This window comes from Coprococcus comes ATCC 27758, from assembly GCF_025149785.1.
Lineage (GTDB): Bacteria > Bacillota > Clostridia > Lachnospirales > Lachnospiraceae > Allocoprococcus > Allocoprococcus comes.
Genome location: NZ_CP102277.1, coordinates 2,362,039 through 2,386,073, shown reverse-complemented (window position 1 = coordinate 2,386,073; position 24,035 = coordinate 2,362,039). Strand labels below are relative to the sequence as shown.

23 protein-coding genes are annotated in these 24,035 nt (G+C 43.0%); 19 read left to right on the top strand and 4 right to left on the bottom strand.

Going from position 1 to position 24,035, the window contains the following annotated elements; translation table 11 throughout:
* Nucleotides 1-69: 69 nt before the first annotated feature.
* The 5 genes from udp (at nucleotide 70) to NQ556_RS11795 (ending at nucleotide 4,402) form a co-directional block, all read left to right on the top strand.
* Complete coding sequence (gene udp, locus NQ556_RS11815; RefSeq protein WP_022220841.1) at nucleotides 70-843, top strand: uridine phosphorylase; 774 nt, start codon at nucleotides 70-72, stop codon at nucleotides 841-843.
* A complete protein-coding gene (locus NQ556_RS11810) occupies nucleotides 844-2,040 on the top strand; it encodes a phosphopentomutase (RefSeq protein ID WP_022220842.1) in 1,197 nt (398 codons plus the stop codon).
* 24 nt (nucleotides 2,041-2,064) lie between these two features.
* Nucleotides 2,065-2,487 (top strand): cytidine deaminase, encoded by a 423-nt coding sequence (locus NQ556_RS11805; protein ID WP_022220843.1) that lies wholly within the window; start codon nucleotides 2,065-2,067, stop codon nucleotides 2,485-2,487.
* Between the two features lie 61 nt (nucleotides 2,488-2,548).
* A complete protein-coding gene (gene add, locus NQ556_RS11800; protein ID WP_022220844.1) occupies nucleotides 2,549-3,520 on the top strand; it encodes an adenosine deaminase in 972 nt (323 codons plus the stop codon).
* 57 nt (nucleotides 3,521-3,577) lie between these two features.
* Nucleotides 3,578-4,402: a purine-nucleoside phosphorylase gene (locus NQ556_RS11795; protein WP_022220845.1), complete on the top strand. Its 825-nt coding sequence runs from the start codon at nucleotides 3,578-3,580 to the stop codon at nucleotides 4,400-4,402.
* A gap of 195 nt (nucleotides 4,403-4,597) precedes the next feature.
* On the opposite strand, the gene NQ556_RS11790 is transcribed toward NQ556_RS11795, so the two are convergent.
* The gene (locus NQ556_RS11790) at nucleotides 4,598-5,092 is read right to left on the bottom strand and encodes a DUF5721 family protein (RefSeq protein ID WP_022220846.1); all 495 of its coding nucleotides are present in this window, start codon (nucleotides 5,090-5,092) and stop codon (nucleotides 4,598-4,600) included.
* 104 nt (nucleotides 5,093-5,196) lie between these two features.
* Here NQ556_RS11790 and NQ556_RS11785 point away from each other — a divergent pair, with 104 nt between their 5' ends.
* The 13 genes from NQ556_RS11785 (at nucleotide 5,197) to NQ556_RS11725 (ending at nucleotide 18,870) form a co-directional block, all read left to right on the top strand.
* Nucleotides 5,197-5,907, top strand: coding sequence for a TraX family protein (locus NQ556_RS11785; RefSeq protein ID WP_022220847.1), 711 nt, complete (start codon nucleotides 5,197-5,199; stop codon nucleotides 5,905-5,907).
* 100 nt (nucleotides 5,908-6,007) lie between these two features.
* Nucleotides 6,008-6,790 carry a GDSL-type esterase/lipase family protein gene (locus NQ556_RS11780; protein ID WP_022220848.1) on the top strand — a complete coding sequence of 261 codons (783 nt, stop codon included), beginning with the start codon at nucleotides 6,008-6,010 and terminating at the stop codon, nucleotides 6,788-6,790.
* A complete protein-coding gene (locus tag NQ556_RS11775) occupies nucleotides 6,787-7,281 on the top strand; it encodes a DUF4358 domain-containing protein (RefSeq protein ID WP_022220849.1) in 495 nt (164 codons plus the stop codon). Before NQ556_RS11780 ends, NQ556_RS11775 begins: the two co-directional genes overlap by 4 nt.
* A gap of 21 nt (nucleotides 7,282-7,302) precedes the next feature.
* Nucleotides 7,303-8,700: an MBOAT family O-acyltransferase gene (locus NQ556_RS11770; protein ID WP_022220850.1), complete on the top strand. Its 1,398-nt coding sequence runs from the start codon at nucleotides 7,303-7,305 to the stop codon at nucleotides 8,698-8,700.
* 141 nt (nucleotides 8,701-8,841) lie between these two features.
* Nucleotides 8,842-9,909, top strand: a complete 1,068-nt coding sequence (locus NQ556_RS11765; RefSeq protein WP_243257345.1) for a DHHW family protein — start codon at nucleotides 8,842-8,844, stop codon at nucleotides 9,907-9,909.
* Nucleotides 9,910-9,921: 12 nt separating this feature from the next.
* Complete coding sequence (locus NQ556_RS11760; RefSeq protein WP_022220852.1) at nucleotides 9,922-10,698, top strand: pseudouridine synthase; 777 nt, start codon at nucleotides 9,922-9,924, stop codon at nucleotides 10,696-10,698.
* Nucleotides 10,699-10,714: 16 nt separating this feature from the next.
* The gene (ligA, locus tag NQ556_RS11755; RefSeq protein ID WP_022220853.1) at nucleotides 10,715-12,676 is read left to right on the top strand and encodes an NAD-dependent DNA ligase LigA; all 1,962 of its coding nucleotides are present in this window, start codon (nucleotides 10,715-10,717) and stop codon (nucleotides 12,674-12,676) included.
* Nucleotides 12,677-12,727: 51 nt separating this feature from the next.
* Nucleotides 12,728-14,161 (top strand): ATP-dependent Clp protease ATP-binding subunit ClpX, encoded by a 1,434-nt coding sequence (gene clpX, locus NQ556_RS11750; protein WP_055158510.1) that lies wholly within the window; start codon nucleotides 12,728-12,730, stop codon nucleotides 14,159-14,161.
* A gap of 172 nt (nucleotides 14,162-14,333) precedes the next feature.
* Nucleotides 14,334-15,590, top strand: a complete 1,257-nt coding sequence (locus tag NQ556_RS11745; RefSeq protein ID WP_022220855.1) for a cation:proton antiporter — start codon at nucleotides 14,334-14,336, stop codon at nucleotides 15,588-15,590.
* 103 nt (nucleotides 15,591-15,693) lie between these two features.
* A complete protein-coding gene (locus NQ556_RS11740) occupies nucleotides 15,694-17,382 on the top strand; it encodes a S8 family peptidase (RefSeq protein WP_022220856.1) in 1,689 nt (562 codons plus the stop codon).
* A 32-nt stretch (nucleotides 17,383-17,414) separates the two neighbouring features.
* Nucleotides 17,415-17,702: a hypothetical protein gene (locus NQ556_RS11735; protein ID WP_022220857.1), complete on the top strand. Its 288-nt coding sequence runs from the start codon at nucleotides 17,415-17,417 to the stop codon at nucleotides 17,700-17,702.
* 2 nt (nucleotides 17,703-17,704) lie between these two features.
* Nucleotides 17,705-18,172: a signal peptidase II gene (locus tag NQ556_RS11730; protein ID WP_022220858.1), complete on the top strand. Its 468-nt coding sequence runs from the start codon at nucleotides 17,705-17,707 to the stop codon at nucleotides 18,170-18,172.
* A gap of 203 nt (nucleotides 18,173-18,375) precedes the next feature.
* Complete coding sequence (locus NQ556_RS11725) at nucleotides 18,376-18,870, top strand: DUF2798 domain-containing protein (RefSeq protein ID WP_022220859.1); 495 nt, start codon at nucleotides 18,376-18,378, stop codon at nucleotides 18,868-18,870.
* Between the two features lie 247 nt (nucleotides 18,871-19,117).
* Here the strand turns inward: NQ556_RS11725 and NQ556_RS11720 are convergent, their stop codons facing one another.
* On the bottom strand, nucleotides 19,118-20,482 hold the full coding sequence (locus NQ556_RS11720) for an MATE family efflux transporter (RefSeq protein WP_022220860.1): 1,365 nt from the start codon (nucleotides 20,480-20,482) through the stop codon (nucleotides 19,118-19,120).
* A gap of 2 nt (nucleotides 20,483-20,484) precedes the next feature.
* Entirely contained in the window at nucleotides 20,485-20,928 is a 444-nt protein-coding gene (locus NQ556_RS11715; RefSeq protein ID WP_008374260.1) for a MarR family winged helix-turn-helix transcriptional regulator, read from the bottom strand.
* A gap of 285 nt (nucleotides 20,929-21,213) precedes the next feature.
* Here NQ556_RS11715 and NQ556_RS11710 point away from each other — a divergent pair, with 285 nt between their 5' ends.
* Nucleotides 21,214-22,764 (top strand): L-glutamate gamma-semialdehyde dehydrogenase, encoded by a 1,551-nt coding sequence (locus NQ556_RS11710; protein WP_008374262.1) that lies wholly within the window; start codon nucleotides 21,214-21,216, stop codon nucleotides 22,762-22,764.
* A 205-nt stretch (nucleotides 22,765-22,969) separates the two neighbouring features.
* Here the strand turns inward: NQ556_RS11710 and NQ556_RS11705 are convergent, their stop codons facing one another.
* Complete coding sequence (locus NQ556_RS11705) at nucleotides 22,970-23,833, bottom strand: YitT family protein (RefSeq protein WP_022220861.1); 864 nt, start codon at nucleotides 23,831-23,833, stop codon at nucleotides 22,970-22,972.
* Nucleotides 23,834-24,035: the final 202 nt, after the last annotated feature.

The following is a 24,035-nucleotide window of genomic DNA, read 5'->3' as shown; positions in this document are numbered from 1 at the left end:
TTCACAAAGTGTTGGTGAACTTCCTGGTCTTTTATAGTATAATATAACAAAAGAGAGGCGGTGGATACGATGAAGAATTATTCAAAGGATATAAGCAGACAATATCATATTCAGGTGGCCAACGGGGAAGTCGGCCGTTATGTCATTCTCCCGGGAGATCCAAAGCGCTGCAAAAAAATAGCACAGTATTTTGAAGATCCGGTGATGATTGCGGATAACCGGGAATTTATCACTTATACAGGAACTTTAGATGGCGTAAAGGTAAGTGTCACATCTACCGGAATTGGGGGACCATCAGCAGCAATTGCGATGGAAGAATTAGCCAGATGTGGAGCTGATACGTTTGTACGGATTGGAACCTGCGGTGGGATACAGCCGGAAGTAAAAAGTGGGGATATAGTAGTTGCTACGGGTGCCGTCAGAATGGAAGGGACTAGCAAAGAATATGCGCCGATCGAATATCCGGCAGTGGCAGACCTTATGGTGGTGAACGCACTGGTCAGTGCTGCGAAGGAAAAGGACTGTGAATTTTATACCGGAGTGGTACAGTCAAAAGATGCATTTTACGGACAGCATGAGCCGGAGATGATGCCGGCAGGTTATGAACTGATCAATAAATGGGAAGCCTGGAAGAAACTGGGATGTCTGGCATCAGAGATGGAGACGGCAGCACTTTACATTGTGGCAGCAAAGCTTCATGTACGCGTGGGTGCGTGTTTCCTTGTAATGGCAAATCAGGAAAGAGAAAAACTGGGACTTGAAAATCCGGTAGTACATGATACAGATATGGCAGTACAGGTGGCAGTGGAAGCCATCAGAAAGTTGATCAAAGAGGAGCGGTAAATGAAAGAAACAATATATAAACGAATCTTTGTGATCGTTCTGGATTCGCTCGGAATTGGCGCAATGCCTGATTCTGAGAAATTCGGTGACAGGGATGTAGATACATTTGGTCATATTTTAGACAGAATGGGAACACTGGAGATTCCAAATCTTCAGAAGCTTGGTATGCTGAATCTGCATACCGGAGGAAAGATGTATGGAATCGAGAATCCGGTTGGAAAAATTACCAGGCTGAAAGAGGCGAGTAACGGAAAAGATACGATGACCGGACACTGGGAAATGATGGGAATTTATACAGAAAAACCATTTAAAACCTTTACCGAACATGGATTTCCACCGGAACTGATCGCAGAACTGGAAAAACGTTGTGGGAAAAAAGTGATTGGAAACCGTAGTGAGAGCGGAACAAAGATTATTGAAGAACTTGGGGAAGAAGAAATTGAAACAGGTGCAATGATTGTCTATACCTCTGCGGATTCTGTATTGCAGATTTGTGGAAATGAAGAGACATTTGATCTGGCAAATCTGTACCGGTGTTGTGAGATCGCAAGAGAGATCACGATGAAGGATGAATGGCGCGTGGGACGAGTCATTGCAAGACCGTATGTAGGAAAGAAAAAAGGTGAATTTAAAAGAACCAGCAACCGCAGGGATTATGCACTTGAGCCGACCGGAAAGACTGCACTTGACGCACTGAAAGATGCGGGAAAGGATGTGATCGCAGTCGGAAAGATCCATGATATCTTTTGCGGGGAAGGAATCACAGAATCGTATCATTCCAACAGTTCCGTGCATGGAATGGAGCAGACCATTGAGATTTGCAAAAAAGATTTTGACGGACTGTGCTTTGTAAATCTGGTTGATTTTGATGCACAGTGGGGACACCGGCGCGATCCGGTTGGCTACGGACATGAGATTGAGAGATTTGATAAAAATCTTGGAATTTTGCTGGATGATCTGCGGGAGGATGATCTTCTTATTATTACCGCCGATCATGGAAACGATCCGACCTACACAGGAACCGATCATACACGGGAATATGTACCGTTTTTGGCGTATTCCAAAAAGATGGATGAGGGTGGCGTGATTATGGAGGAAAATACCTTTGCAGTGATCGGGGCAACGGTCACAGATAATTTTGGTGTAAAAATGCCGGAAGGAACGATCGGGCATTCGATTCTGAATGAACTTATTTAGCAAGAAAAAGCAGGAAAAAAGAGAATGAAAAAAGAACAAATTAAAAAAATGATAGAAATCGCGCTTTCTCAGCTTGCATATTCTTATACCCCTTATTCTGACTTTAAAGTGGGAGCTGCGCTGCTTGGAAAGAATGGACGGATATATACGGGATGCAATATTGAAAATGCGGCTTATACACCGACAAACTGTGCGGAGCGTACCGCATTTTTCAAGGCAGTCAGCGAAGGAGTAAAAGAATTTGATGCAATCTGTATTGTAGGGGGAAAGGGCGGTGTTGTGACAGAGTATGCACCGCCGTGCGGAGTATGCAGGCAGGTCATGATGGAATTCTGCGATCCGGAGACATTTCAGATCATTCTTGCAATAGATGCAAAGCATTATGATATCTATACCTTGAAAGAAATGTTGCCAAAAGGTTTCGGACCATCTAATCTTACAGAATGAGAAAGGACTCAGACTCTAAAAGAAGATTTTTGAAGAAAAGGAAAAAGAGAAGGAATGAAAAATGACACAGGAAACCTTGAAAGAATTACCAAAGATTGAGCTTCACTGTCATCTGGACGGTTCTCTTAGCAGACCATTTATTGAAAAAAGGCTTGGAAGAACTGTAAGACCTGAAGAACTCAGTGTTTCAGAAAACTGTACAAGTCTGAATGAATATCTGGAAAAATTTGACCTTCCCGGCAGATGTATTATGGATGAAGAGGGACTTTCCGGAGCTGCGTATGATCTGCTCTCCCAGATGAACGAAGAAAATGTCTGTTATGCGGAGATCCGTTTTGCTCCACTTCTGTCAGAGACAAAAAAGATGGACTGCCGGAAGGTAATCGAAGCAGTAATCAGCGGAATGGAGCAGGGGAAAAAAGATTTTGGAATCGAGTATGGTGTGATTGTCTGTGCAATGCGGCATCACAGCACTGAGGATAATATGCGGATGATCAAGACGGCAAGAGAATATCTGGGATCCGGAGTTTGTGCGGCAGATCTTGCAGGAGCAGAAGCATTGTATCCGATGTCTGAATTTATGGATATTTTTACAGAGACAAAGAAGATGGGAATGCCATTTACACTCCATGCCGGAGAATGTGGAAATCCACAGAATGTCATAGATTCGATAAACGTGGGAGCTGGAAGGATCGGGCATGGGATCGCGATGCGTGGCAACCAGGAGATCCGGAAAATGGTCAAAAAAGCAGGTATTGGTATCGAGATGTGTCCGATCAGCAATTTACAGACCAAATCTGTAAACAGCATGGCGGAATATCCGATGCGGGAATTTCTGGATGCAGGCTTAAAAGTATCGGTCAACACAGATAACCGAACGGTGAGTAACACCAGCCTTACGAAAGAACTGGAATTTATTCAGAAAAATTATGGAATCCGGGACGAAGAAATCCTTCAGATGATGAAAAATGCAATTGATACTGCATTTGCCGATGATTCTATAAAAGATAAAATTTGCAAAATGCTGAAATAAAGAAACTACAAACAGAGAGGATTGACTCTGAAAAATAATAGAAAAGAGGAATTCTGTATGAGCAATGAAATTTATGAAAAGCTGGAAATATGCCGGAAAAGCATTCTCCAAAAAACGAATTTTAAACCGGAAGTGGCAGTGATTCTGGGCTCCGGTCTTGGCGAATACGCATCAAAAATCAAGATAGAACAGATCATTCCATATACAGAAATTGAAGGTTTTCCGGTGTCGACAGTTGTGGGACATAAAGGACAATTTGTATTTGGTTATGTAAAAGAAGTTCCGGTTGTGATCATGCAGGGACGTGTGCATTATTATGAAGGGTATCCGGTAACAGATGTGGTGCTTCCGGTGCGGCTGATGGGAATGTTAGGCGCAAAGAAGCTGATTCTTACCAATGCATCAGGCGGAATCAATACCGGATTCCATCCGGGCGATCTCATGCTCATCACAGACCAGATTATGAGTGGAATCCCTAATCCACTGATCGGTGCCAATGTCGAAGAACTTGGAACCCGTTTCCCGGATATGAGTGAAGCCTATAGTGAACGGATGCAGCAGATCATAAAGAAAGAAGCCCAAAAACTCGGCATTCCTCTGAAAGAAGGTGTATACCTTCAGCTTACCGGTCCATCTTATGAAACTCCGGCAGAAATCCGTATGTACCGCACCTGTGGGGCTGATGCCGTAGGCATGAGCACCGCCTGCGAGACGATCGCTGCCCGCCACATGGGAATCGAAGTCTGTGGCATCTCCTGTATCACCAACCTCGCCGCCGGCATGACATCACAACATCTGAACCATCAGGAAGTTCAACAAACCGCCGACCGGGTGGCTGAGCAATTCCAGGAATTACTGACAGCAATCATTACCCACATATAAGAAACGGAACATATATCTGAATTTACCCAGAACCAGGTCCAAGGTTCCGGATTTTCCGGAACCCGCCGACCGTCCTCTTGCAATTCCGAGTTGAGGCATTGTGTAAGAATTTTGCCAACGAGATAGAAAGACAAAGAGCATAAAATACCGCATACAGTATTTTATGCTCTTTGTCTCACCACTATTTTCAAAATTTTACTCAACCTCAAACGGAATCTCGTACTTCGCAAAAATCCGTTGCGCCATCTTGTCCCATGCCTGCTCCAGTGATTTGTCCAGCGTGAACAGGTTCATAGATGTTCCTGTCGTACAGCTAAGTTTTGTCCCGTCATATTTAAAATTCAGGTACAGTCCCTGCACATCTGCCGGAGCAAATGAAAGATGTTCCTGTTCGAGAAGCCGTGCAATATTCGGTGCTGACATAGAAAGAACAAAATGAAATCCCAGCGGAGTACGCTTTCCTTTGATCAGAGAAAGACAAAACTCGCGAAGTTCTTTCCAGAGAGCATATTCCCGGTCATCCAGAGCTTCTTTTTCTTCAGCACTGAAGAAATCTTTTTTCAGTCGTCCGTTAAATTGAAAGGTATTAAAAGTTGTGATATCTCCTTCAATAAATAAAAAGGAATCAAATGCAGGATGCAGTAAAAGTGCGTTCATGCATTTTTTTGTATCCAGAGAAAAAATAAGCATAGACTTCCTCCCGTCATCAGTGTAATAGTATCAGTATAGCATAAATCTTGAGATATGCATAAGAATTTGATACAATACGGAAAAGAAAAAGGATGGATAACAAGATGAAAATAGAATTAAACCGGGATCAGATCAAATACATTGCAGTGTTTACTATGCTGCTCAATCACGTTGCAAATATATTTCTGCAACCAGGAACCTTTGCCTGCGAAGCACTAAAGGATATCGGTTATTTTACAGCACCGGTCATGTGCTGGTTTCTGGTTGAAGGATACCGTTATACAAGGTCAGTAAAAAAATATGCCGGAAGACTGCTGATCTTTGCTGTCATTTCACAGCTTCCGTATTATCTGGCATTTGCGCGGAATCATCTGGCACCGTGGTATACTTTAAATATGATATTTACACTTTTTCTGTGCCTGTGTCTGATGATCGCAGAGGAAAAAATATCAGATCCGGGAAAGAAAAGTCTGGTTGTATTGGGAATTATAGCAGTAAGCAGTATCTGTGACTGGGCAATTCTGGCTCCATTGTATACGCTTTGGTTTTACCGGGCAGGAGAGGATCCAAAGCGCCGGAAAAAGGCTTTTTTTATTGCAGCACTTGTTCTGGGGATTACGGTGACAGCAGAACTTCCGGGAGCTGCAGGAATCGCAGCTGGAGCAGGGGCAATGATTGCAGTACTGGCAGCGGGAGGCTGTGTTTTGGTATTTTATAACGGAAAAAAATCACAGAAACATTTTCTTGTGAAAAAGTATTTTTTTTACGTGTTTTACCCTGCACATTTGGTGATTTTGGCATTATTAAAGATTTGACTTTTATAATAGAAGAAAGTAAAATGAATAGGTTAGAGTATTTATCACATGATTCAATGAAAATGAAACTCATATTTTAATAAAAGATAGGATGCATAGCATGAAGAAAAGAACGATGGAGAAAGAAAATCAGGCAGAAGAAAGAAGAAAAAAAATTCTGATGGAAATTGCAGGAACGGTTGTTGTACTGACTGTAATCGTAAGTATTGGTCTTTCGCATCTTGGAACAGATAAGGTGAATACATCAGCAGGAGTAAAAGCAATCAAGAAGCTGGAAAAAGCAGATGTATCTGAGGTGGAGACCAAAATTTCAAATATTGAGAAAGAAGAAAAACAGGCGACAGAGGACTGGCAGAACCGTCCGTTGTCCGAAAAATTTGCGCATGCGGTGATTCTCGGAGATTCGATCACAACCGGTTTTACCGTATATGATGTGCTTGATACTTCTAAGGTTGTAGCGGAAAAAGGAATGCACCTTGATCAGACCGGTGATCTGATCAGGACAGCAGCAGAGTTAAAGCCGGAAGTCCTCTTTCTGGCACTTGGACTGAATGACATTTCCGGAACAGATGGAGATACAGATGCATTTATTGAAAAATACAAAGCGGTACTTGCAAATGTGCGTGAGCAGATGCCCGATGCAGTGCTCTATATCAACTGTGTTCTTCCTGTTTCCGCTCAAAAAGAAGAAGAAGAGCCGGTTTATGCCAAGATTCCGGATTATAATACCGCACTTAAAGCAATGTGTGATGAAGAAGGAATTACATTTATCGATAATACAGAGATCGTAAAAGATGAGTATTATGAGCAGGATGGCGAGCATATGAAGGCGGAGTATTATCCAATCTGGGCAGAACATATGGCGGAGGTGGCCGGAATATGACAAAGAAAAAAGGGGAATTTACAGTTCTGCGTAATATCAGAGCTGGGATGGTAATTATTTTGCTTATCTATATCGGTCTGATCTTTCAGTCTAAGGGAGACAGCGATACACCGTTTGCAGATGTACAGAAAGCGGTTGTGGATGCGGCAGATGACAAGAACATGACACTTGCCGGAACCCAGGAGATCAAGAGATTCTATGGGATCAATCCAAAGGATTATGAAGATATAACACTGTATTATACGAATGAAACAATGGGAGTCAACGAGCTCCTTCTGGTGAAAACAAAGGACGAGAATGAGGCAGAGGCAGTTGAGAAAGCCGCAGAACAGCGAAAAAAGACACAGCTCGATAATTTTGAAGGATATGGGGCCGAGCAGGTAAAGCTTCTGGATGCTTCGATCATTAAGACGAAAGGTACATACGTGCTTTTTGTTATTTCACCAAAAGCTGAAACTGTAGAAAAGGCGTTTACAAAGAGCCTGAAGTAGATAAAAGGAAACGAAAAAGTTATGTTATTTAGTAGTCTGGTATTTTTGTTTACATTTTTGCCAATTACACTGTTGGTATATTATTTGGTGCCGCGTAAGGTAAAAAATGTGGTACTTTTGATCGCTTCCCTCATATTTTATGCGTGGGGAGAGCCGGTCTATATCTTCCTGATGCTGATTTCCATTCTGTTCAATTATTTTTGCGGAATGGACATTGCATTAAAAGCAGGAAGAAAATCGCAGGTGCGCAGTCTGATCTTTACGATCGTTGTAAACCTGTTTATTCTTGGATTTTTCAAATATTACGGATTTATCGTGACAAATTTAAATGCGATCCTTCCGTTCTATATTCCATATAGAAAACTGGAGCTCCCAATCGGAATTTCTTTCTATACTTTCCAGACATTGTCTTACATCATTGATGTATATAGGGGAAATGTAGACGTACAGGTAAATCTGATTGATTTCGGAACCTATGTTACAATGTTCCCACAGCTGATCGCAGGTCCGATCGTACAGTATGCAGATGTGGAGAGACAACTGCGTGAAAGAAAGGAATCACTGACGAAGTTTGGATACGGTGCCTGGTTCTTTGTGATAGGACTGGCAAAGAAGGTGCTTCTGGCGAATACGATTGGTTCGATTTATGAAAATATCGCGGCGATGGATGGAATGTCAGTAGTGACTGCATGGCTTGGATGTCTTGCCTACACTTTCCAGATTTATTTCGATTTCAGCGGTTATTCGGACATGGCAGTCGGACTTGGAAAGATGTTCGGATTTGAGTTTATGCAGAACTTCAATTATCCGTATATTTCCAAAAGTGTTACCGAGTTCTGGAGAAGATGGCATATTTCGCTGGGATCATGGTTCCGCGAGTATGTGTATATTCCGCTTGGAGGAAACAGGGTAACGGTTCCGCGGCATTTACTGAATCTTCTGATCGTATGGTTCCTGACCGGTCTCTGGCATGGGGCAAGCTGGAACTTTGTAGTATGGGGGCTCTTCTACGGAGTGATCCTCATTACTGAAAAATATTTTACAGGAAAAATACTTGCAAAGCTGCCGGAGGCAGTCCAGACACTTTACACAATGATTCTGGTCATGCTCGGCTGGGTACTGTTCTTCAGCCCGACACTCGGAAGTGCACTTACCTGGATCGGCAATATGTTCGGACAGGGTGCAACCGGATTTATGGACAGCCAGGCATTGTACCTGATCATGCGAAACTGGCTCTTCTGGGTGGCAGGGATCATAGGAAGTACACCGTTTATGCATCTGCTCGGAAAGCGGCTGGTATTTAATGAGGAAAGACCGCATACGGTTCTGGCAGGCTGCCTGATGACAGGACTGTTTGTGCTGTGTGTGGCATATCTGGTGACAGAAAGTTACAATCCATTTTTATATTTTAGATTTTAAGGAAAGACAATGGTAGAAGGAAAGAATAATAAACAAAAAAACAGAACAAAGTATTTTCTGCCAGGAGGGAAAAAACAGATCCAGGCAGTATGTGCGTTTTTATTTCTGGGAGTCCTTATTCTCAGCTGCGGAGTAAACCTTATGCATAAAGACAGGCAGATGTCAGAAAAAGAAATGCGTATGCTGGCGCAGAAACCGGAAATTTCTCTTTCCGGAATTGCTTCCGGAAGGTTTATGGAGCAGTACGAGGAGTATGTATCGGATCAGTTTGCAGGAAGAGATACCTGGGTAAGAATCAAGACATTTGCGGACAGTGTGGCGGGGAGGACAAAAGAAGGTGGTGTTTTCAAAGGAAAGGATCATTATCTGATGGAAGATGTTGCTGTGGCAGATGAAAGTGATCTGAAAGAGAATCTGGATGCAATGAAGAATTTTAAAGAGCGTTATCCGGATATCCAGATGCATATGATGCTGGTTCCGAATGCGGCAAATGTTATGGAGGACAAGCTTCCGGCATTTGCGGTGACTGCCAGTCAGAGCAGACAGATCAGCCGTGTAAAGGCAGAACTTGGAGATTCTTATGACTGGATCGATGCAGAAAAAGTACTGGATGCTCACAAGGATGAAGCAATTTATTATCACACGGATCATCACTGGACTTCTCTTGGTGCATGGTATGCATTCCAGGGAGCAAAGACACAGCTTGGACTGGATAAGAGTGAAGAAATTAAGATGAAAGCCTATGCGGTATCGGATTCTTTTAACGGAACGTTATCCGCAAAGAGTGGATATGAGACAGATTATAAGGAACCAATCTATATTTATCTGCCAAAGAGTGCGGATGCACCACAGGTTGCAGTCAATTATGTGGAAGAACAGAAAAAGAGTGCTTCTATGTATGATTCATCCAAACTGGATGAGAGAGATCAATATTCCGTATTCTTCGGTGGAAATCATGCAATGATCGATATCCAGTCAACACAGACAGAAAAACGCAGACTTCTGGTGTTCAAAGATTCATATGCAAACTGTTTTCTTCCGCTTCTGGCTCCGTATTACCGGGAAATCGTTGTGATCGACCCTCGTTATTATACCGGTAAATTAAGTTCTGTGATGTCAGATAAACAGTTTGATGATGTGCTGTTCCTGTATAATGCCAATACATTCTTTGAAGATCGGATGCTGGCGGGGGTACTGGATGAGAATTAACAGGAGAAAAACATGGCAAATAAAATAGAAAAGCAGTTTCTGGACACGGAAAATAAAGGACCGGTCCGGCTGAACAAATATTTAAGTGAAGCTGGTGTATGTTCCAGAAGGGAAGCGGACAAACTGATAGCAGCCGGACAGGTGACGGTTGACGGTGTGCGTGCAGAGACCGGAATGAAGGTAGAGCCGTGGCAGGTTGTCCGGATTGGGAAAAAGCAGGTATCCAGACAGGAAGAGATGATCGTGCTTGCGGTCAATAAGCCGCGTGGAATTGTCTGTACTGAGGAAAGACGGGAGAGAGACAGTATTGTACGTTTCCTTAACTATCCGGTACGGATTACTTATGTAGGACGTCTGGATAAGGATTCGGAAGGGCTGCTTCTGATGACGAACAACGGCGACATTATCAACCGGATGATGCGTGCGGCAAATAAACATGAAAAAGAATATAAAGTTACAGTTGATAAGCCCGTGACAGATGAATTTCTCAAGGAGATGGCAGGCGGTGTCCCGATCCTGGATACTGTCACAAGACCATGCCAGGTAGAAAAGCTTGGAAAATATAAATTTAAGATCATTCTGACACAGGGACTCAACCGGCAGATCCGCCGGATGTGTGAGGCACTTGGCTACGAGGTAAAGGAGCTGCGGAGAGTGCGGATCATGAATATCGAACTTGGTAATTTAAAGCCGGGAGAATACCGGAAGGTTACGGATCAGGAACTGAATGAACTCTATGAGCTGATCAGGGATTCAAAGTCAGAGCCGACACCGTGGAACAATAATTAAAAGTGTGGATTTGGATATGGATAAGATGAAAAGGATGCAGGAGCTGGTAGAGCTTCTGAATAAAGCCGGAAAAGCTTATTATCAGGATGCGCAGGAAATTATGAGCAATTATGAGTATGATGCGCTGTATGATGAACTGAAAGGTCTGGAAGAAGAGCTGGGAACCGTTATGGCTTCCAGTCCGACGGTGAATGTAGGATATGAAGTATTAAGTGAGCTTCCGAAAGAACGTCATGAGTCACCGATGCTTTCTCTTGACAAAACAAAAGAAGTGGCAAGGCTGAAGGAATTTGTCGGAGACCAGATGGCTGTGATCTCATGGAAGATGGATGGTCTGACGATCGTTCTGACCTATCGTGACGGCGAACTTTTTAAGGCAGTTACAAGAGGAAATGGGGAAGTCGGTGAGGTCATTACCAACAATGCGAAAGTATTTAAAAACGTGCCGCTTCATATTCCGTATAAAGGGGAACTGATCCTGCGAGGGGAAGCGGTGATCGGTTACAAAGATTTTGAGCGGATCAATGAAGAAATTGATGACGTGGATGCAAAATATAAAAATCCACGGAATCTGTGCAGTGGTTCTGTCCGCCAGCTGAACAACAAGATCACGGCACAGAGAAACGTAAAATTCTATGCATTTACCCTGGTACGTGCAGAAAATGTGGATTTCCACAATTCCAGAAAAGAACAGCTTGACTGGCTGGAACATCAGGGATTTGATGTGGTGGAGCATTATCTGGTGACAAGGGAAGAACTGGATGAGAAGGTTGCATTTTTTGCAGAAAAGATCGTAGAAAATGATTTTCCGTCAGATGGTCTGGTTCTTGTATATGATGACATTGCGTATGGGCAGTCGCTTGGGAGAACGGCAAAATTCCCACGAGATTCTTTTGCTTTCAAATGGGCAGATGAGATCCGCGAGACGCACCTTCTGGAGATTGAATGGAGTCCATCAAGAACAGGGCTTATTAATCCGGTAGCAATCTTTGAACCGGTAGAGCTGGAAGGAACAACGGTAAGCCGTGCAAGTGTACACAATTTAAGTATTATGGAGGAGCTGCATCTGGGAATCGGGGATACGATCGAAGTCTATAAAGCGAATATGATCATTCCGCAGATTGCAAAGAATCTGACCGGCAGTGATAATATTGAGATTCCGAAAGTCTGTCCGGTTTGTGGTGGAGCTACGGAGATCCGTCAGATGAATGATGCAAAGTCGTTGTATTGCACAAATCCGATGTGTCAGGCAAAAAGAATCAAATCCTTTGCATTGTTTGTCAGCAGGGATGCACTCAATATTGACGGTCTTTCTGAGGCGACACTGGAGAAATTTATTGCGAGAGGATTCATTCACAAATACAGAGATATCTTCCATCTGGATTTCTATCAGGAAGAAATTCAGACGATGGAAGGCTTTGGAGAAAAATCCTATGCGAACCTGATCGCAAGCGTGGATAAGGCGAGAAGCACAACACTTGCTAAAGTGGTATATGGACTTGGGATTGCAGGAATCGGTCTCGCAAATGCAAAACTGATCTGCCGCCATTTTAAAAATGATGTGGAAAAAATGACAGGAGCATCGGAAGAAGAACTGAGTGATATCCAGGGGGTAGGTCCGGTGCTTGCGGCGGCATTTGTAAAATATTTTATATCAGAGGAAAGAAAAAAAGAATTTAAGCTCCTTCTCGGAGAACTGGAGATCCAGCCGGAAGAGATGGCAGAGGAACAGAAATTTGCAGGTATGAGTTTCGTTATCACTGGCAGCGTGAATCATTTTGCAAACCGGAATGAGGTAAAAGAACTGGTTGAGAAGATGGGTGGAAAAGTGACCGGATCTGTAACGAAGAAGACAAATTATCTGATCAACAATGATGTAGAGTCTGCTTCTTCCAAGAACAGGAAGGCGAAAGAACTTGGAGTGCCGATCATTTCAGAGGAAGAGTTTATAGAACTTGCAGGGGTGGAAATCGAATAAGAAGAACAGAGGAATCTGTCTGAATACGACCGAAAAAAGGAGGACCAGCCAATGGCAGAAAATGACCAGAAGGACAAGACAGTTGAGAAAGTAACCGGTGAGGTAGAAAATACAGACAAAAAAGAAAATAACGAAGATCGCTATGAAAAGGTCTGCTTCATCTGTCACAGACCGGAGAGTGTGACCGGAAAGATGATCGATCTTCCGAACAATATCTGCGTGTGTCCGGACTGTATGCAAAAAAGCTTTGATGCAATGAACAATATGAATTTTGGCGGGATGGATTACAGCCAGTTTATGAACATGGGACCAATGATGGGATTTGGAGACATGGATGCACAGATCCCGAAGAGCCAGCGTGTGAAAAAGAAAAAGCCGGAAGAAGAAAAAGAACCGATCCTGAATATCAAGGATATTCCTGCTCCGCATAAGATCAAAGCGAAACTGGATGAATATGTAGTAGGACAGGAATACGCCAAGAAGGTAATGTCGGTTGCTGTATACAATCATTATAAAAGAGTGGCAACGGATACAATGGATGAGATTGAAATCGAGAAATCCAATATGCTGATGATCGGACCTACCGGCTCTGGAAAGACGTATCTGGTAAAGACACTGGCAAAACTTTTGGATGTGCCGCTTGCAATTACCGATGCGACCTCTCTTACCGAGGCCGGCTACATAGGGGATGATATTGAAAGTGTAGTATCAAAGCTCCTTGCAGCTGCGGACAACGACGTAGATAAGGCGGAACAGGGAATTATCTTTATCGATGAGATCGACAAGATTGCGAAGAAGAAGAATACCAGCCAGAGAGATGTCAGCGGAGAATCCGTACAGCAGGGAATGTTAAAGCTGTTAGAAGGCAGCGAAGTGGAAGTGCCGGTAGGAGCCAACAGTAAGAATGCGATGGTTCCGCTCACTACAGTCAATACAAAGAATATCCTTTTTATCTGTGGCGGTGCGTTCCCGGATCTTGAGCAGATCATCAAGGAAAGACTGATGAAGAATTCTTCTATCGGGTTTGGAGCGGATCTGAAAGACAAATATGATCATGATAAGAAAATACTGGAGAAGGTGACGACAGAAGATCTGCGTAACTTCGGAATGATTCCGGAATTTCTGGGACGTCTCCCGATCGTATTTACGCTTCAGGGACTGGATGAAGAGATGATGGTTCAGATATTAAAAGAGCCGAAAAATGCGATCCTCAAGCAGTATCAGAAGCTTCTGGCACTGGATGAGGTCAATCTGAAATTCGATGATGGTGCACTTCATGCGATCGCAAGAAAGGCAATGAAGAAGGATACCGGAGCCCGTGCACTGCGTGCGATCATTGAAGAATTCATGCTGGATATTATGTATGAGATTCCGAAGGATGACAGCATCGGGGAAGTGACGATCACGGAGGCATATATCGAAGGAACCGGAGGACCGCTGATCGAACTGAGAAGCCAGTCTGTACCAAGGCTTGAGCATCACTGAGTATAACAATAATCTTCATATATCAAAAAAACATGGCGGTTATACAAAAATAGAATGGGAAATATCCGTAAATTAAAGATTTACGGGTATTTTTTTGTTGAAAAATTGTATTAAAAGGTGTACATTAGACAATGTGTCTAAAAAAACAAGATATAAACAGGAGTGAGAGAGAATGGAGACTTATAAGTATTTACTGGATCTTGCAATTATTTTACTTTGTACTAAAGCACTTGGTCTTGCGACCAGAAAGGTACAGATGCCACAGGTTGTAGGGGCACTTCTTGCAGGCGTTCTTCTTGGACCGGCGATGCTTGGGATCCTGACAGAGACAAGCTTTATACATAACGTTGCAGAGATCGGTGTTATCGTGCTGATGTTTTGTGCAGGTCTGGAAACTGATATACAGGAATTGAAGGCAAGTGGAAAAGCATCCTTCGTTATTGCACTGATAGGTGTTATCGTTCCACTGATCGGCGGTTATGCGACTGCAATGTTCTTTAACCGTCCGGATGTGATCGCATCCGATGCATCCTGCAGCGTATTTTTGCAGAATATCTTTATCGGTGTTATCCTGACAGCAACTTCCGTAAGTATTACGGTAGAGACATTAAAAGAACTTGGTAAATTAAAAACCAAATCCGGAAATGCGATTCTTGGAGCTGCGATCATTGATGACGTGCTTGGTATCATTGCACTGACACTGGTAACAAGTATGGCAGATGAATCGGTAAAGATTTCAGTTGTATTACTGAAGATCGTTGCATTCTTCGCATTTGCAGGTGTGATCGGACTGATCTTTTACAAGATATTTAAAAAGTGGACAGATCAGGCGGAAAAGGGACTCAGACGTCATGCAATCATGGCATTTGTATTTTGTCTGCTGATGGCTTATGTGGCAGAGAAATTCTTCGGTGTTGCAGATATCACCGGTGCATTTATCGCCGGACTGATCATTTCCAATACAAGTAAATCTGATTTCGTGTTGAAGAAATTTGATACCATGTCTTATATGCTGCTTTCACCGGTATTTTTCGCAAGTATCGGGCTGAAGGTAGAACTTCCGAAGATGAGTGCTGCAATTGTAGGCTTTGCAGTGATTCTTACCATTGTTGCGATCCTGACAAAGATCGTTGGCTGTGCCCTTGGTGCGAAGATGTGTGGATATAAGAATTATCAGTGTGCACGAATCGGTGTCGGAATGATCTCCCGTGGTGAGGTTGCGCTGATCGTTGCCAGCAAGGGAGAAGCACTCGGTATGATGGGCGGTAATTTCCTCGGACCGGTTATCATCGTGGTAGTGATCACAACGATCATCACACCAATTCTTCTGAAAATCGTATTCAAGAGTGGTCCGAATGTAAGTACCCTGGAAAAAGGAAAAGAAGTGACTTCCTTCTACGAGGATATTGAAAAGAAACGTACCGAATAAAGAATGGATATGGAGTGCAAAATGCGTAACCGTCCAGTATCATAGTAATAAGAAAGAAAAATCCCTCATATATTTTCCAAAAGAAAGTATATGAGGGATTTTTATGCTACAGGAAGAATGTAAAGAAAAGATCCTGTCAGAAGAATACAGGGATTTTATGATGAGGGATACCGGTGCTCTTGGGAAAAACTTTCCTTTGGAAAACGGATGCCGGATACCGTTGAAATACGGTTTTGAGCTTTTTTATATTGACCAGAGTGAAGACAGAAAAAAGTCACTTGCCGATTATCCTTATACAATGGTTCCGAAGTGTTATACAACACTGGATATGGCAGCAATCCAGCAGGCGGGAATTGCTGCGGTTCAGAATATACCTGGTCTGGAACTGAGTGGTGAAGGAGTTCTGGTTGGGATCATTGATACTGGGATCAACTATCTGGATCCCATTTTCCGGAATCTGGATGGTTCGACCAGGATCCAGCGAATCTGGGATCAGGAAGAACAAAGTGGAACAGCGCCACGGGAAATCGGATATGGAAGTGAATATACGAAGGAACAAATCAATCAGGCAATCCTAAGTGAGAATCCCAAGGAAACCGTTCCGTCATTTGATACGGACGGACATGGCACTTTTGTTGCAAGTGTGGCATGCGGAGGGGCAAATCCGGAGAATCTGTTTATCGGGGCAGCGCCGGAGGCAGAGATGGTGATCGTGAAGCTGAAAGAGGCAAAAGAATATTTACGGGAGTACTATTTTGTAGACCGGGATGCCGGATGCTATCAGGAAAATGATCTGGTAGCGGCGGTTTTTTATCTGCAGAAGGTACAAGAAGAGCTGAAAAGACCATTGGTGATCTGTCTGGCAGTTGGAACAAGCTTTGGAGGACATGGAGGATATTCAATCCTGTCAGAGTATCTGCAAAATGTAGCGGCGAGCGAAGGAATCGGGATTGTGACCGGAAGTGGCAACGAGGCAGATAAAAGGCATCATTATCTGGGAATTCTGGAACAGGAAAATAATCTGCCGGTCGAGATTAATGTAGGGAATAATACCAGAGGTTTTGTGATGGAACTATGGACAGAACTTCCGAATCTTCTGGCTCTTTCTATTGCATCTCCAACAGGACAGACCGTAGGACCGATCTCGCTCAAACGGGGAATAGGAGAGTATGTGTTTGTATTCGAGCAGACCAGGGTAATATTTAATTACCGGGTTCTGGTAGAGACGACCGGGGCGCAGCTGGCATTTTTTCAGTTTGAAAGACCGGGAAGCGGAATCTGGAAGATTATACCGGAAACACTGGAGCTGGGGAATGGAATCTTTCATATCTGGCTTCCAATGGAAGAGTTTCTGACGGGAAATGTCTATTTTATCCGTGCAAATCCGGAATATACGGTGATGGAACCAGGGGATACCGGGGCGGTGGTCTGTGCAGCGTACTATAATGGAAAGGAAAATAGCATTGCAGTCAGTTCTGGAAGAGGTTATACTAGAGATAACAGAATCAAACCGGATTTTGCTGCGCCGGGGATCAATGTGACAGGGATCAATTTAAGGGGGCAGTTTGTTGCAAGATCTGGTTCCAGTATAGCAGTTGGGATCACTTCCGGAGCACTGGCACTTTTTATGGAGTGGCTGGATAGGCATGGAGTGAATCTGGATGCATCACAGATGAAGAATCTGCTGATATTGGGAGCTTCACGGAAGACAGACATGAATTATCCGAACCAGGAATGGGGATATGGAGCATTGAACCTTTACCGTACTTTTGAGCAGATCAGGCGGTTCTGAAAAATACGCAGATGCGAAAGGGGAAAAAGTAAATGAGTGATTTTTTTGATACAATAGGAAAGCGGATTTCAGATACCGTGGATGATCTTGGAAAGAAGGCAGGAGATACGATCGATATCCAGAAAAAGAAAAATGAGATCTATGGTCTGAAGCGAGACAGCGAGCGGGATATGACAGAGATCGGACGATTGGTATATGAGCGTTTCAAACAGGGGGAAGTGGTAGATACCGATTTTATCGCACTCTGCGAAGCAATCGAAAAGCGTGAAGAACAGACAGAGGTATGCGAACAGGAAATCGCGCGCATCAAAGGAGAATAATTATGGAAATCCTGAGCATTTTAACCGGAGCTTTTGTTGCCGGGTGCGATCTTGGAATTAAAAAATATACTGAAGAAAATGTAAGAGACGGGGAAGAACACCGGATTTGGAAGGGAAAAGGAATCTACCGCAAAGTCCACAACAAAGGTCTGATGATGAATCATTTGGATTCCAGACCAAAGCTGGTAAAGGGCATGTCGGCGGCAGCACTTGGAATCCTGTTTTTCTGGGAGCACCTTCTTTGGAAAGAACCAGGACGCAAACTGGCAAAGCTTGGAATATCGCTGATGCTGGGCGGAGCAGTTGGTAATACTTATGACCGTTTCAAAAGAGGTTATGTGGTCGATTATCTGTCTCTGAAAACAAAGAACAGGAAACTCTCGGATATCACTTTTAATCTCTCGGATCTGGCTCTTTTTGCAGGAGCGGTCCTGACGGTATGGAGTTCTTTATTTGGAAAAAAGAGATAAAAATGATTCAATGTATCTGAAAAAATACTTGACTGTTTTTAAAGAGTTGAGGTATTATAAATCTTGCTGATATGGCGTTGTCTGGCATATGCCATATAGAAAAAAGAATAGAATCTCGGTTATATTGGAAACGATACATTCCTCCGGAATGATGAACGAACAACACATTTTCTGTTACGCTTATTATGAAGGAGGATATTTTTATGCCAAAAAACAAATTTCAAGACGTTATTTTCACAATTATCATGGTGTTCGTGATGGTTTATACCATGATCTGTTACAACATTGCTCTCAACGTAGGAGGAATGAACAACCAGGTATTTTTAAATGCATTCCACGAGCTGGTCATTATGGGACCAATTGCATTCATTCTTGATTTCTTCCTGATTGGACCATTTGCAAAGAAAAAAGCATTTTCCATTGTTAATCTGGAAAGAGACAATGCCTTTCACCTGGTGATCGCCATTTCCGTAGTATCCGTCATAGGAATGTGTCCGCTTATGAGCTTCGCAGCAACCCTGCTCTTCAAAAATGCCGGAACCCAGTTCGTATCCGTCTGGTTCCAGACCACTGCAATCAACTTCCCGATGGCATTTTTCTGGCAGCTCTGCTTCGCCGGCCCATTAGTAAGAAAGATTTTTGCATTATTATTCCAGGAAAAAGAAACATCTAAAATCGCCGATGGTCAGGAAGCCTAATTGAGGTAAAGTGTAAATTATAAAACAATGATTTACGGCTCCAGTTCAAAATCCTGTCAAAGAAGTAAAACTCAGTCAACAACGTAAATAAAAAATAATCCCTAGTAGATGCGTCTTTGCACGATGGAAACGAGACTTAATCAATTGTGGAAGCCATTGCTGACACAATTGATGCTTTGAAAGGCTCGTTGGAATGGTTCGTGCAACTTAGCAGCTACCAGGGATTATTTTTTATGCCCTCTTGCGACTACCCCTCAAGTTCTTTCAACACTTTCCTAAACTGAAACGTAAACAAAACCGTCGTGAAGGATACAGCCAGGAAGTCTGCAATCGGTTCAGCCATATACACTGCATTGGTCTTGTTCCCGGTCAGAATATGCGGCAGCAGATAGATCAGTGGCAGCAACAGGATAAATTTACGTGTAACAGCGACAGCAATCGAAGCCTTTGCTTTTCCGAATGATGTAAATGCCATCTGGCATGCGATCTGGATTCCGAAAAGCAGCAGGCAGGCACAGTAAATCCGGAGTGCTGATTTAGTAAAACCAAGCAGTGCAGAATCGGAAGTAAACATTTCTGCAAACACCTGAGGGAAGAGCATAATAAATGCCCACAGAATTGTGGAATAACAGAGGCTTGCTGTTAAAAGAAGCCTGAAAGCTTTTTTTACACGATCTCTGTTTTTTGCACCGTAATTATAGCTCAGGACTGGTTGTGCACCCTGTCCAAGACCCTGCAGTGGCAGCATTGCGAACTGCATGACACTGGTAAGGATCGTCATGGCACCAACTGCGATATCTCCTCCGTATTTCAGCAGAGAAGAGTTGAAACATACAGAGATGATACTCTCACTAGCCTGCATGATAAATGTGGCAAGCCCGAGAGCGACACAAGGAAGAATAATCTCCGGTTTCAGGATGAGATTCTTTTTCCGGATGTGCAGGATCGTCTTTTTTCCGCAAAGGAAAGAAAGAACCCAGATGCAGGAGACTGCCTGTGACAGAATTGTGGCAAGCGCAGCACCTCTGACACCCAGATGGAATGCAAAGATAAACAGCGGATCCAGAACAATGTTCATCACTGCTCCGATCAGAACAGAGAGCATACCTGTTTTGGCAAAACCCTGTGTGGTGATAAACATATTCATGCCAAGGGTAAGCTGGACGAAAATAGTGCCGACAGCGTAAATGTTCATATAATTTACAGCGTATTCAATCGTATTTTCACTGGCACCGAAGGCAAGAAGAAAAGTACGGTTACCAAACAGCAGGATGACTGTCAGGATTATAGAAATCAGAATCTGCAGGAAAAAGCAGTTACCCAGAATATGTTCTGCAGTATTAAGATCATTTTTTCCCATTGCAATCGAAGCATGCGGTGCACCACCGCCTCCAACCAGTGCGGCAAAAGCGGAAATGATCATAATCAGTGGCATACATACACCGACTCCGGTAAGGGCAAGTGCCCCATTACCAGGAATGTGTCCAATGTAAATACGGTCAATAATGTTGTACAGCATATTGATGAGCTGTGCGGTGATCGTCGGAAGCGCCAGCCGGAACATCAGCTTTCCGACGGGTTCAGTACCCAGAAAATCTTTGTCTTTGTTCATGTCTAATAATCTCCTTTGTGATAAATAGTTGCTACGTTGGATGCCAGACGTTCATTCAGCGAGGCGAACATCTGGAATTCTTCTAATGAAAATCCGTCAAACAGATTGTGGTAAAAAGCAGACTGGAACGTGTCGATTGCTCTGGTAACATTTTCGCATGATGGCAGCAGGGAAAGATGCGTTTTCCTGCGATCCGTCTGGTCTGCTGTTTTTGAAAGAAGCCCCTTCTGACATAAAAGATCAACTGCCTGGGATACATTCCCTTTTGAGAGCATCCGTAGCTCGACGATATCACCTGCGGTATCTTTTGTGGGGTTATTATGTAAGAAAGCAATGATCTTAGCCTCGATCAGCGAGAGATCATACTGGCGGCATAATTCTTTCAACTTCTGTTCATGCATTTTACCAATTCGCTGCATTAATACAAGCAGATATGTAATGTTCATCCATACACCTCCGTTTTTTAATAAAAAAGAATGTGCCTTGACACATTCTCGTGCCGAGCGCAGTCACTTGAAAAATTGTTCTAAAAAGAACCATTTAAACAATATCTTATATCAATTGAGATAAAATGTCAATAGAACGAAAATATGCAAGTTATTTGTTAAAATATAAACGGTATAATTGTATACGAAAATACATTTTTTTACTTTAACATATTGACGTGGAGAAAATTTGCTGTTACAATAATAAACAATTTATAGACCATAGTTCAAGGAGGACATAAGTACATGCTTACAGGATTTAAAAACGCAGTAGAAGTTGATTTCACATTGGAAGAAAATAAAAAGAAAATAGAAGAAGCATTCAAACAGGCTCATGCAGAAGCAGGTGCTGTTTATCCGTTGATCATCGGTGGAAAAAAAGTTGAGACGGAAAAGAAGATCGCTTCTGTATCACCGGCTACGAAGGAAGTACTCGGATATGCATGCTCATGCAGCAAAGAACAGGCTGATGAGGCAATCAAGGCATCTTACGAAGCATTCAAAAAATGGAGCCTGACATCTGTAGAAGAAAGAGTACGTGTATTAAGAAGACTTGCAGCACTTCTGATCGAGAACCGTTTCATCATGGATGCATGGAATGTCCTTGAAAGTGGAAAGAACTGGGGAGAAGCTGACGGAGAACTTTGCGAGCAGCTTGACTTTATCAATTCTTATGTAATGCATATCCAGAATCTGGAAAAAGGAAAAGAGCTGGTTCCTACAGATGAACTTACAAAATGCGTTTACATCCCGCTCGGTGTAGGTGTGGCTGTTTCTCCATGGAACTTCCCACTCTCACTGTTTGGTGGAATGATCGTATCTGCAGTTGTTACCGGTAACACGATCTGCTGCAAACCATCTTCAGACGCTCCGATCGTTGCATACAAATTCGTAGAACTCTGCCAGAAAGCCGGTATTCCGGCTGACGTAGTAAGTTACATTCCTGGATCAGGATCAGAGATTGGTGACTTCATCGTAGAACATCCGCTTACAAGATTTGTAAACTTCACAGGATCAAAAGCAGTTGGATGCAGAATCAATGAACATGCAGCCAAGATCGCTGACGGACAGAGATGGATCAAACGTGTTGTGGCTGAGATGGGTGGAAAGAATGCAATTATCGTAGATTCAACAGCAGACATCAAGAAAGCAGCAAATGGAGTTGCAAGCTCTGCATTTACATTCCAGGGACAGAAATGCTCTGCATGCTCAAGAGCAATTGTTCTGGCAGATGTATATGATGAGTTTGTAGATGAAGTTGTAAAATGCGCAGCAGAACTGAAGGCGAACCAGGGATCGGGCGAAAGCAATGCAGCGATGGGACCGGTTATCAACCAGGGCGCTTATAACAGCATTACCAATTACATCGAGATCGGACGTAAAGAAGGAAATGTTGTATTCGGTGGTACATACAGTGACGCAGAAGGATATTATATTGATCCTACTGTAATCCGCGATATCAAGAGAGATGCAAGAATTGCCAATGAAGAAATCTTTGGACCAGTCCTTGCTGTTATCAAAGTAGATTCTTTTGATGAAGCACTTGATGTAGCAAACCAGACAGAATATGGTCTGACAGGATCTGTATACAGTGAGACACGTGAAAATATCCAGAGAGCAAAAGTAGAATTCCAGGTAGGTAACTTATACTTTAATAGAAAATCTACAGCAGCAGTTGTACTTCAGCATCCATTTGGTGGATTTAACATGTCCGGAACAGATGCGAAGACTGGTACAGCAGATTATCTGACAAACTTCATGAACCTTAAATCAATCACAGAAGATCTGAATTCATAGGAAGAGCCGGACTTAAAAAGGACAGGGAATCAGAGTGTGTATAAAAGCGAAGTATTGGCTTGGCAGATTATAGAAAAACCGGAGGCTTGTGTAAAAAGACACATGAGCCTCCGGTTTTTATTATCAGAAATTCTATTTTTGATGCAAAGTGTCCAACAAGTGATACGGATGATTTGCTTAGCTGTCTGAAAAAGCTGACCGCAATTTACTCATCTTTAAATCCTTCACCCACTACATCATTCGATTCCATGATTACAAGGAAGGATTTTGGATCAATCGTTTTGATCAGCTTGCGGATTCCGTACATCTGCTTATTGTTGCAGGCGCACATTATGATGTGCTTATCATCTTTGGAATAACTTCCCATACCATTTAAAATTGTAGAGCCGCGTCCGAGAACCTCATCGATTTTGAAGCAGATTTCAGTGCTGTGCTCGGGATCGGTTACGATCAGGGCAAGCTTTCCTTCATCAATTCCGTACATAACTTTATCCATAACAAGAGAGAGCAGATAGCTGACGATCAGACCGTAGATCAGACTGTCCACGTCACGGGATACAATTACGGTTCCGAGGATCACAATTACTGCATCCAGTGCAAATGCAATATTTCCAAGGGAAAGGTGAGGGTTCAGTGCTTTGATCGACATCATGATAAAGTCAGAGCCGCCGGTTGAAGAATCACGCATATAGATCATTGCATAACCAAGTCCGGAAAGGACACCGCAGCAGATGGCAGAAAGAAGTCTGTCACCCTGATAAACCGGGAACAGCGGTGCGATCACGTCCATGATTATGGAAGTAATAATGATCGTCCGGACTGAATTCAGGAAAAATCTGCGTCCCAGAAGCCGAAAACAACAGATGGCGATCGGGATGTTAAGGATCAAGGCAACAGTACCGATCGGCAGTCCAAACAACTGGTAAAAGATCAGGGCGATTCCGTTTACCCCTACCATCGGAAATTTTGCGGCGGCAGCAAAATTATAGACACCGACAGCGATCAGGATTCCTCCGATAATGTCAGTTGCGATATCTTTTGTAAGTTCCAAAGCTTTGTTCTGATTCATGATAATAACCTCCTTGATGTTGATGGAATGTGATTTATAAAAAGCAAAGGCTTGCCAGAAAGACCAAAAAAAACACCTGCTAATTATATCTGGATATAATCGCAAATGCTCTTCATTTCTTTAGTATACGCGCCATAGGATAAGGATGTCAACGGTTGTTTAGGTTGTATTCGTAAAATAAATTTGTTATGATAATGAACAG